This is a genomic window from Microcystis sp. LE19-41.2A (assembly GCF_027530405.1).
GTDB lineage: Bacteria > Cyanobacteriota > Cyanobacteriia > Cyanobacteriales > Microcystaceae > Microcystis > Microcystis aeruginosa.
This window is the reverse complement of sequence record NZ_JAPZQJ010000356.1, coordinates 1-8174: the sequence shown is the minus strand read 5'-3', so window position 1 is coordinate 8174 and position 8174 is coordinate 1. Positions and strand designations below refer to the sequence as shown.

The following is an 8174-nucleotide window of genomic DNA, read 5'->3' as shown; positions in this document are numbered from 1 at the left end:
GAATTTTCCTTGGACTTCCCCAATCCTAGGGATTCGGTTTGAGATGTTTGAAGAGGGTTTAGAGGTCTTTTATCCCAATGGGGAACGATTTAAAGACCCTGAAACCCTCTTTGAGGAACGCAACCAAGCACAACAAGAACGTGACCAAGCACAACAAGAACGCGATCGCGCTTTTGCCCGATTACGGGAATTGGGCATTGACCCGACACAGTTGTGACTATAATTAATCTTCAGCGGAGATGCCGTCATCTTCCACCACCGCTTCGGTGATAGGAGAGGGCGGAATTTCCGTTAAGGGAGATAAATCCGCAGGGGGGGCCACCACGCGATCGAGTTTTAGGGTTAAATAACGAATAACCTCATCACTTAAACGCATGGCCCGTTCCATGGGGGCGACTTGTTTGCCGCTTGCCTGATAATTCATCTGCACATAGACACCATCATTGAGTTTTTTGATGGGATAGGCCAGACGTTTTTTACCCCACACCTTAACTTGAATGTCTGTGGCGCTGTGTTCGCTAATCAGAGTCCGATAACGTTCCACTTGTTGCTGAACGACTTCTTCCCCTAAATCGGGACGGAGAATGTAAAGAGTTTCGTAGTTATTGCTCATCTCAGAATCCTTATGGACTAGAAGGCTTCTTTGTCAAGACCAGAGGTTAATTGATTTTAATAACTCTCTAGCTTTTAATAAAGAAGCAAGGATATATGATCATACTACTATCCGAGAGTCGATCGCTAGTCATTCCCAGAAAAATATGGCGCAACGCTATGTACGAGTGAAACATCGTCAAGGACAAATCTTCTACGGACTGTTACAGCTAAACCGTAGCGTTGCCGTCTTTGATGCCCCTCCCTGGCAAGGAGGGCAACTAACCAAGCTAGAATTAGAACCCGATAGCTACCAACTATTAGCCCCCTGTTTCCCGTCGAAAATTATTGCCGTGGGCAAAAATTACCGCGCCCACGCCGCCGAGATGGGAACACCTGTACCGGAAGAACCGCTTTTATTTCTCAAGCCACCGACGACAATTATCGCCGATGGTGAAACTATTTTTTATCCGCCCCAATCGGAAAGAGTGGATTATGAGGGAGAATTGGCATTAATTATCGGAGAAACCGCCAAAAACTGCACCACAGCCCAGGCCAGAAGTAAAATCTGGGGTTATACCATTGCTAACGATGTCACCGCTAGGGATTTACAGAAAAAAGATAGCCAATGGACGCGGGCGAAAGGATTTGACAGTTTTTGTCCCCTCGGCCCCTGGATTGTCCGGGAATTGAGTATCGGGGCGCAATTAACCACTTTTCTCAATGATGGCAGCGAACCCAAACAAAGCAGTTATCTCAGCGATATGGTCTTTCCTCCCGATGTCTTGGTGGCTTATATCTCTCAAGTGATGACCCTGCTGCCGGGGGATGTGATTTTAACGGGAACTCCCGAAGGAATCGGACCGATGCAGGTGGGGGATAAGGTTCGGGTGGAAATAGAAGGCATCGGGGTTTTGGAAAATCGCGTCATGGCAGCAGAAATCAATTAACGATAATTAACAATCCTAGCGAAGACGGCGGGGTCTAGACTTGCCCCACCGACTAAAGCCCCGTTTATCTGCGATTGAGCCATAATTTCATCGATATTATCGGGTTTTACCGAACCACCGTACTGAATGGTTACTTCGGGATTATCTAATTGTTGCCGAATCAAACCGATAACGCGGTTGGCTTCCTCGCTTTCGCAGGTTTCCCCCGTGCCAATCGCCCAGATGGGTTCGTAGGCGATAACGAGGTTTTTTTGGTCAACATTGACTAAACCCCCTTGAATTTGCTTGATAATTACCTTTTCCGTTTCTCCGGCATCTCTTTGGGCTTTACTTTCTCCCACGCAGATAATCGGGATTAAACCTTGTTTTTGGGCAGATATAACCCTTAAATTGACGGTTTCATCGGTTTCGCCGAAATATTGCCGGCGTTCACTGTGACCGATAACCACATAGTGAACCCCAATTTCGGTTAACATATCCGCCGAGATTTCGCCCGTATAAGCCCCCGATTTTTCCCAGTGGACGTTTTGCGCCCCCAAGCGAATACGACCGCCGTGGAGGGTTTTAGAGAGGACAGCTAAAGCTGTGAAAGGGGCGCAAAGAACTACTTCTCGGTCGTCGGGGGTTTCATCTAGATGGGATTTAAAATCTTGCAAAAACTCCAAAGCTTCTCTCTGGGTTTTGTGCATTTTCCAGTTACCTGCAATAACAACTTTCGGCACAGCTTAATTAATTTAGTAGATTTGATAATTTATGGTACATTTTACTGTAAGCCTTTTTGTTACCCTAAGCAAGATCACCGATAATCGCTGTCTGTCGTGAGCAGATTTTTTTAATACTTTTACCTGTACCTAGGGTTTGCTGAATAAATCTAAAAACTTTGTTTGATAAGGCTTTTAGACTTTTTTGACCTCAAAAATTGCCTACCATTGGAGGGATCGGGGGTAAAATTCCTGGACTTTTTCCCTGAAAATTAGGTAACTGACCACCTCAAAATCGGTAAAACCCTACACCCTACACCCCACACCCCACACCCTGCCCCCACGAAAAACTTTTTGCCGCAAACCCTACCTATGCCCTAATCCCCTACTAAATCCTCATGCGAACCTTAGCGATCGGCGATATTCATGGTTGCTCGAAAGCTCTAGATCACTTGCTAGAGATCGTCAACCCCAAACCGCAAGATACTTTAATCACCCTCGGTGATTACGTTAATAAGGGCAGAGACTCGAAAGGGGTGATCGATCGCCTGATTTCCCTACATAAACAGGGAAATTTGATTCCCCTCAAAGGTAATCACGAGATTATCATGCTGCAAGCCCGTAATAACCCCCTCAAACAGCGTCTCTGGTTAGAAAAAGGCGGTAAAGCCACCCTCAAATCCTATAGCGAAGGCCACCTGATTAAAATTCCTGAATCTCACTGGGATTTTTTAGGAAAAGTCTGTATAAATAGCTACGAAACTGCCAATCATTTATTTGTTCACGCTAGTCTCGATCCCCATCTACCCCTAGCCAGACAACCAGAATACAAACTCTTTTGGGAGAAATTTCAATATCCCGCCGCCCATAGTTCGGGAAAAACCATGATTTGCGGCCATACCAGCCAAAAAAGCGGGAAACCGATTAATCTCGGCCATGCCATTTGTATCGATACTTGGGCCTACGGCCAAGGCTGGTTAAGTTGTTTAGATGTGGAAACGGGGAAATTGTGGCAGGTTAACCAGCGAGGAAATTTTCGGATTAGCCAGATTCAAGATTATTATCTTCCATCCTCTCTACGTCAGGACATTAAGGACGGTTCGCCGATTTTTGGCGGTTCACTCTTGTCGAGAGCGGCAGCAATAACATTTAAGGGCAAATAACTGGGGTAAACTCCCTCGCGAGCGCGTTCAATATCCGTTTCCTCTAGGGGAATTTGGTATTTAATCGCAATTGCCTTGAGGATATCGCTGCGATCGATCACTCCCGCTACGGCGGAGGCTGGTGTTAACACCGTGATCATTCGGTCCGGGATGGTTTCCAATTTCTGCACCACCGTCACTAAGGGGGTTTTTTCCTCAACAGTGGGAATTTCCGCGAGGGGATGGGCAATATCAAGCAGTTGTTTTTCTGACCAGAAACTCCGCTCGATCGCCTGTAAATCTTCCACCCGAATTAATCCCCGATAACGCCCCTCGGAAGCGGCAAAATAAGCAGTATTGGCAGCCGCTCGGTCTAAAACGTATTCTTGGGCGAATTCCTGTAGGGTTTGATGGGCGTTTAAAACCCGCAAATCTCTGCTCATCACCTCTCCCGCTGTGAAATTGAGGAGACTTTCCTGTAAATTAGTCAAATTATCGTAGGCGCGGGCATTTCTGAGGATAAACCAGCCCATTAATCCTAACCAAGCACCCCCCACATCTGCCGTCAAGAGAACCAAGAAAATCCCCAAAATAATCCCTAACCAACCGATGAATTGACCACTGATCGCAGCCCAATGTAAACCCTTCCAGCGATCGCCGGTCGCTTGCCAGACCATTGCTTTGAAAATTTGACCCCCATCGAGGGGTAAACCGGGGATAAGATTAAATAGAGCCAAAAACAGGTTAATTATCGCTAAATGCCCGCATATATAGGTTAAATTGGCGTTTAAATAGGGTAAGTGACTGGCTAGGGATAGGAGACAAAACAGGAGAAAACTGACGAGGGGTCCAGCGATCGCTACTTGCAGGGCCTCTGGAGGAGTCCGAGATTCTCGATCGATCGAGGCCATACCTCCAAAGAGAAACAGGGTAATGGAATTGACCTCGATGCCTTGGCAACGAGCCATTAAACTATGACCTAATTCGTGGAGTAAAACCGAGATAAACAGCAATAAAGCCATGATTAAACCAAGTAACCACGCTAAAACAGAACTCTGGGCCGCCAGAGACTGAATTTCTGCATCAGTGGCATTGATCAAGGTGACAAAAGCCAGAATCAAAAACCACGAGGAATCAATATAGAGAGGAATGCCCAATAAAGAGCCGATTCGCCAATTTGTACGCATAATTTTCAGTGGGGAAATGGGGAAGTGGGGAAGTGGGGAAGTGGGGAAGTGGGGAAATGGGGGAATAGGGGAATGGGGAAGTGGGGGAATGGGGGAATAGGGGAATGGGGAAGTGGGGGAATTCAACTAAAACCCTAAAACCCTAAAACCCTAAAACCCTAACCCCTAACACCTAACACCTGTCCCCTTTTAGGACATTTGGAAAATAAAAGTCATTTTGTCCCCTTTACCGAGGGAAATGCGATCGCCTGCCCGAAGACGATGACGATTGCCGGGGGGTAGGGGAGTGTGATTAACGTAGGTTCCGTTAGCGCTGCCGCTGTCTTCGAGGTAATAGATGCCCGCTTCGACACGGATATCGCCATGAACCCGGGAGACGATATCAGAATCGGGAAAACCGGAAACATCGATATCGGGGGGAATGCGATCGTTAGGTTTGCCGATATGAATTACCGATAGATGTAGGGGTAATTCAATTTTGCTATCGGTTTGCAGGTGCTGCAAACTAGCTATTTCCGTCTGTAAGCGGGTGGCAGCCCGAACCGGTGGAGGGGCAACAGGAGGAGGTGCGATCGAGGCGACGGTGGGTGTAGGGACTGGTGGGACGGGTTCAGGTTCCGATTCCGATTCGGCCTCGGCTGCCACCATGGGAACGGAATTAGGCTGTAAATTGTAGCCACACTGACCGCAAAAGGTGGCATCAGTTTGGATGGTTGCCCCACAATTAGGACAGGAAGACATCCGCGGCAAGGGAGTGTAACAGGCCTCGCATTGACTGGCCTCATCGGGGTTAGTATGTTCGCAATTGGGACAAACGATCATTTTTAAGTAAAAAGTAAAAAGTAAAAAGTAAAAAAGCAGATTAGGGGTTAGGTTTTAGGGTGTTGGGGTGTTGGGGTTTTAGGGTGTTGGGGTGTTGGGGTTTTAGGGTGTTGGGGTGGTCACTGCGTGCGCGTTGCGGGGGGTGTTAGGGTTTTGGGGTGTTGGGGTTTTAGTTGAAATTCCCCCATTCCCCCATTCCCCCATTCCCCCATTCCCCTATTCCCCTATTCTCTAGACAAAAGAGGAACCAGCGGCCGCATCGAGCAACCAATATAATTCCCCGGCCGGGGGGTGGATGAGACGAGAAGGATAGGAGAAAGAGTCACCATAAGCAGAGAAAATCTCATGTAGAGCGGGGCGTTTACTTTCGCCGGCAGCGATAAAGATCACACAACGGGCCTGATTGATCAGGGGAACGGTAAAAGTTAAGCGGGGATTGCCGTCTTTCTCGCCGACGGTGATACAGCGATCGCTCACCGTTAAAGCTGCCGTGTGGGGAAAGAGAGAGGCGGTGTGACCATCATCGCCCATTCCCAATAAAATCAGGTCAAAAACGGGAAAATCGGGAGAATTGACCCCAAACCATTGGCGGAGATGATCATCGTATTTTTGGGCGGCCAGCTGGGGATCGGGGTCATCCGTGGGCATAGGATGAATATTAGCGGCCGGGATCGGTATGCGATCGAGCCATGCTAACCGGGCCATGCGTTGATTACTGTCAGGATGATCGGGACTAACGTAGCGTTCATCTCCCCAGAAAACGTGAATTTTTGACCAGTCGAGGGGTTGAGAGGATAAAGCCTCGTAGAGAGGTTTCGGGGTACTACCGCCGGACAGAGCGATGGTAAAATAGTCCTGTTGTTCGAGGCTGGTTGTGATTTTTTCCAGAACCAGTGCCAGAGATTTTGCGATCAGAGCTTGTTTATCAGCTAAAACTTCCACCAATTTCTGCATGGGTTTTGTTATCAACTCAGGGGGCTGTCTTTACTATAGGCTAACCATTCAGGACTCATCTGAGAGCTTGGGAAAATTTTATTCTTTGACAGCCTCTGTCTTAGGTAAGAGATACGGGGGGAAAACCTCGTCTGAGAGCTTGGGAAAATTTTATTAGACCTGCTGCAAAAGTAAGTTATCGAGGCACTATCGGGTTAAAATATCTAAAAAAATGGATAAATTTGACATAATATTAGGTTTTATGGATATTATAGTTTTCTATTGTCTTTTTTCTCCTCCTGACGACCGTCTCCTATCGACCGTCTCCTCGCCTAACGGCAGATTTTTGATTTTTGCAGGAGATCTATTCTTTGACAGGGATAAGTTTACCGATGCCATATTGAGGTAATATTTCTAGAGTCGATTCTCGAAGGGGGTTGACAAGCAGAACGATTTGACATAGGGTTTAGCGGGAGGTTGAGCGAGAGTTAATTAGAAATTGCAGTTTGTCAGAGTGCCTCTCGGCAAAATCCTTCTGGGAATCCCCAGCGAGAACTTTTAAACAGACTAGTCACTAACCCCGCCCTAAAAGGGACGGGGCTTGCCTAAACCAATTTAGGCGACGCAAGTAGAGACTACCGCATCGAGACACAATCTGGCACAGACCTCCGAATACTTCCCTAGTTCGGATTCCCTCTCAGCTTTATTGGTAAAGCGTTGTTAGACAAGACATCTTGATTGTGTTGCGGTAAGGGACTTTAACTTCACTCTTAAGGATTATCTCCATGGCAAGAGTTCCTGTTATCTCAAAAGACGGAAAACCGTTGATGCCCACCAAACCCAGTCGTGCCAGACGGTGGATTAAAGAAGGAAAAGCTATCGGTAAATTCAACGATTTAGATATTTTCTATGTCCAGCTAATCGATGAACCTTCCGATAGTAAAACCCAACCGATTGCTATTGGTATTGACCCGGGGAAATTATTCTCTGGAATTGGTGTTCAATCCTCCCTTTTTACTCTTTGGAAGGCTCACTTAGAACTTCCTTTTAAACGAGTAAGAGAGCGCCTGGACAATAGACGGTTAATGCGAAGAGGACGTAGAAAAAGACGGATTAACCGCCAACTTTCTTTTAATCTAAGAGCGCATCGACAAAAACGATTCTCAAATAGAAAACAAGGAAAATTAGCTCCCTCAATCAGAGCTAATCGTCAACTTGAACTTCGAGTCGTTTCCGAACTAACCAAAATCTATCCAATTACCGATATTTACTTTGAGTACATCAAAGCCGATATTGATCTAACTTCTGGTAGAAAAGGAGCTAAGTCTGGAAAAGGTTTCTCGTCGGTTATGGTCGGACAAAAATGGGCTATTGAGCAACTGTCTCGATTGGCAACAGTCCATACTCGCTTTGGTTGGCAAACCTCTAATCTTAGAAAACATTTGCGACTAGAAAAGTCCAAAAATAAAGCAGAACAATCACCAGAAAGTCATGCTAACGATGGCATTGCTCTTGCCTGTTTTCAGTTTTTAGATTATTGGCCATTTCACAATTCTAATGGTCATGGATATGATTGGAAGGGTTATGTTAAAGTAACGAACGCTCCCTTTGCTGTCATCAAACGTCCTCCTATTAGTCGTCGTCAACTTCACCTGATGGTTTTTTCTACAGGTGGTAAACGACGTAAATATGGTGGCTCTACCACAAGACATGGGTTCCGTAAAGGAGATTTAGTTTCTTCTCCCAAAGGGATTGGTTATGTCAGTGGAGATACCGAAAAACAGCTATCTGTAAGCGATACCAATGGTCAACGATTGGGACAGATAGCTGTTAGCAAGATTCAGTTAA

Annotated in this window: 8 protein-coding genes and 1 pseudogene; 4 read left to right on the top strand and 5 right to left on the bottom strand. The window is 46.4% G+C overall.

The window, feature by feature from the left end; all coding sequences use genetic code 11:
• Nucleotides 1-217, top strand: a pseudogene (locus tag O9290_RS14470) (Uma2 family endonuclease); the annotation flags it as partial.
• Nucleotides 218-223: 6 nt separating this feature from the next.
• Here the strand turns inward: O9290_RS14470 and rpsF are convergent.
• Nucleotides 224-613, bottom strand: a complete 390-nt coding sequence (gene rpsF, locus O9290_RS14465; RefSeq protein WP_002769143.1) for a 30S ribosomal protein S6 — start codon at nt 611-613, stop codon at nt 224-226.
• Nucleotides 614-758: 145 nt separating this feature from the next.
• Between rpsF and O9290_RS14460 the strand changes: the two genes are divergently transcribed.
• Entirely contained in the window at nt 759-1541 is a 783-nt protein-coding gene (locus tag O9290_RS14460) for a fumarylacetoacetate hydrolase family protein (RefSeq protein ID WP_288055236.1), read from the top strand.
• Here O9290_RS14460 and tpiA read toward each other — a convergent pair.
• On the bottom strand, nt 1538-2263 hold the full coding sequence (gene tpiA / locus O9290_RS14455; RefSeq protein ID WP_002760957.1) for a triose-phosphate isomerase: 726 nt from the start codon (nt 2261-2263) through the stop codon (nt 1538-1540). The two genes, O9290_RS14460 and tpiA, sit on opposite strands and share 4 nt — an antisense overlap.
• A gap of 377 nt (nt 2264-2640) precedes the next feature.
• Between tpiA and O9290_RS14450 the strand changes: the two genes are divergently transcribed.
• Nucleotides 2641-3405, top strand: a complete 765-nt coding sequence (locus O9290_RS14450) for a metallophosphoesterase family protein (RefSeq protein WP_002760958.1) — start codon at nt 2641-2643, stop codon at nt 3403-3405.
• Here O9290_RS14450 and O9290_RS14445 read toward each other — a convergent pair.
• From O9290_RS14445 to pgl, 3 genes are all read right to left on the bottom strand, one after another.
• Nucleotides 3324-4571 carry a site-2 protease family protein gene (locus tag O9290_RS14445; RefSeq protein ID WP_002760959.1) on the bottom strand — a complete coding sequence of 416 codons (1248 nt, stop codon included), beginning with the start codon at nt 4569-4571 and terminating at the stop codon, nt 3324-3326. The genes O9290_RS14450 and O9290_RS14445 overlap by 82 nt on opposite strands.
• A gap of 189 nt (nt 4572-4760) precedes the next feature.
• The gene (locus O9290_RS14440) at nt 4761-5393 is read right to left on the bottom strand and encodes a double zinc ribbon and FHA domain-containing protein (protein WP_002760960.1); all 633 of its coding nucleotides are present in this window, start codon (nt 5391-5393) and stop codon (nt 4761-4763) included.
• 231 nt (nt 5394-5624) lie between these two features.
• Nucleotides 5625-6347: a 6-phosphogluconolactonase gene (pgl, locus tag O9290_RS14435; RefSeq protein ID WP_002760961.1), complete on the bottom strand. Its 723-nt coding sequence runs from the start codon at nt 6345-6347 to the stop codon at nt 5625-5627.
• Between the two features lie 764 nt (nt 6348-7111).
• On the opposite strand from pgl, the gene O9290_RS14430 reads away from it, so the two are divergent.
• On the top strand, nt 7112-8174 hold a 1063-nt coding region (locus O9290_RS14430; RefSeq protein ID WP_288087206.1), incomplete at its 3' end, for an RRXRR domain-containing protein.

Bases quoted from the DNA above. Each gene is read 5' to 3' on its own strand.
- rpsF (WP_002769143.1), bottom strand. From the start codon at position 613: ATGAGCAATAACTACGAAACTCTTTACATTCTCCGTCCCGATTTAGGG.
- O9290_RS14460 (WP_288055236.1), top strand. From the start codon at position 759: ATGGCGCAACGCTATGTACGAGTGAAACATCGTCAAGGACAAATCTTC.
- O9290_RS14450 (WP_002760958.1), top strand. From the start codon at position 2,641: ATGCGAACCTTAGCGATCGGCGATATTCATGGTTGCTCGAAAGCTCTA.
- O9290_RS14445 (WP_002760959.1), bottom strand. From the start codon at position 4,571: ATGCGTACAAATTGGCGAATCGGCTCTTTATTGGGCATTCCTCTCTAT.
- O9290_RS14440 (WP_002760960.1), bottom strand. From the start codon at position 5,393: ATGATCGTTTGTCCCAATTGCGAACATACTAACCCCGATGAGGCCAGT.
- pgl (WP_002760961.1), bottom strand. From the start codon at position 6,347: ATGCAGAAATTGGTGGAAGTTTTAGCTGATAAACAAGCTCTGATCGCA.